A 1,814-nucleotide genomic window follows, 5' to 3' on the forward strand; every position below is an offset into this window, starting at 1 on the left:
AGTCTCGTGGGCTCGGTGATTTGTATCATAGACTGGCGTCGGCGTGGGCGTGGCGCTCCGCGTCGGGGCGGGCGCCGCGGTCGGCTTCCGCGTGGGCGCCGGGGTGGGCGACGCCGTGGGCTTCCGCGTCGGCGTCGGCGACGCCGTCGGCGTGCGCGTCGGGGTCGGCGACGCGGTCGGCTTCCGCGTCGGCGCGGGCGCCGCGCCCTCGACGTCGTAGCCCACGACGCGCACGGTCAGGCTGACGCTGGCCGCCGAGCTGTGCAGCGTGACCTCGCGACCGGCACCGCGCAGGTCCACCTGGACGTGCGTGTTGCGCGGGGCGCGCGTCGGTGTCGTCATGGCCGGGTCCGCCAGGCACGCCCGCGTCGTGCCGTCGCCGGGGCACACCGCGACCTTCGTCGGTCGCCACGCGAGCCGGCCCGTCACCGAGAGCCGCACGCCCGTGGCGCGGGCGGGCACCGGGAGCCGCAGCGTGTGCGTCCCGCCGGGCCCGACGACGTGGTTGGTCAGCACCCGCTCGTCCAGCGTCACGAACGTCGTGGCCGCCTCGGCCGGTGCGTCCCGGAACACGGCCGGTGCCGTCGCCAGGCCTGCCGCGAGGAGGGCCGTCACGGCCGCCCCCACCACCCGGCGTCGTCGACGCCCTCGTCGCTCCTCGTGTCGCCGGTCTGCGCGCGTTGCCGTCATCTCGGTACTCCCCGTCGGCGGCGGGACCGCTGGCCCCCGGATACGGGAGGCGACACTAGGACACCCCCGCCGAACGGGTGAAGAACGGACAAACGTCACCCACACGTGTCAGTGGTGGGCGCGCGACCACGGGCCGCGCCAGCACGGCGCGCTCACCTGGGACGTCGACCGGATCGTGACGCGACCGAGACGTTGCTGTGATGTCCGTCACACCGGCGCGTTCGCCAGTGCCCGCATCTCCCGGTACCACTTCCGCGCGGCGGCGGCCGTGAAGGCGGCCGTGCACCCCACCAGCACGGCGTAGACGACGAGGAACGCGCCCGGGACCGCGAGGAGCAGGAACGACAGGCACAGGACGCCGTAGTCCGTCGGGGCCACCAGCAGGGAGCGGAGCCACGGCGCGCGCCCGCCCGTCGCCGCTGTGCTGCGCACGCCGTGCGCGCGCCGCAGCTGCTCGGTGAGGATCATCGCGAAGAACAGCACCGAGCCGACGACGACGTGCACCAGCGGCACCACGGCCCAGACCGGGTCCGCCCAGCCGTGCACGTGCATGCCGACGAGCAGCGCGACCGGCAGCGTCACGATCTTCACGGCGTCGACCACGTGGTCGAGCCACTCCCCCGCGCTGCTGCCCGTGCCGGTGAGCCGCGCCACCTGCCCGTCGGCCGAGTCGAGCGCGTAGCCGAGCACCAGGCACGCCGTCACGGCCACCGCCTGCACGACCCCGGCGGGCAGCACCGCGAGCAGCGCGACGCCGGTGAACGTGGCGAGCGCGCTCAGCCCGGTCACCTGGTCCGGCGTCAGCCCCGCGCGGTAGGCCCACGCGGCGAGGTGCCGGCCGAGCCGCCGGTTGACGAACCGCGAGTACGCGGGCGCGCTGCGGGCCGCCTGCTTCTGCGCGGACCGCAGCCGCTCGAGCACCTCGCGGTGGGACTCCCGCGACGCCGGACGACGGCCCGCGCGCCCCGGGCCCCGGGCCGGCCGTGTCCCGGCCGCACCCGTCCCGGTGGGCTCCGTCGTGGTCGTGCCCGTCGTGGTCGTGCCCGTCGTGGTGGTGCGGCGGATCGTGTCGAGCAGGTTCAGGCCGAGGTTCTTGCGGTCCTCCGGTACGTACGCGATGCCGT

The 1,814-nt window shown here is 75.7% G+C and carries 1 protein-coding gene and 1 pseudogene; both read right to left on the reverse strand.

Annotation, left to right across the window (positions count from 1 at the left end; genetic code table 11):
- Positions 1–615: pseudogene (locus tag AB6N23_RS18255) on the reverse strand (hypothetical protein); the annotation flags it as partial.
- A 282-nt stretch (positions 616–897) separates the two neighbouring features.
- A partial coding sequence (locus tag AB6N23_RS18260; protein WP_412867375.1) for a CDP-alcohol phosphatidyltransferase family protein occupies positions 898–1,814 on the reverse strand: 917 nt, incomplete at its 5' end.

Source organism: Cellulomonas pasadenensis (genome assembly GCF_047229365.1).
Classification (GTDB): Bacteria; Actinomycetota; Actinomycetes; order Actinomycetales; family Cellulomonadaceae; genus Cellulomonas.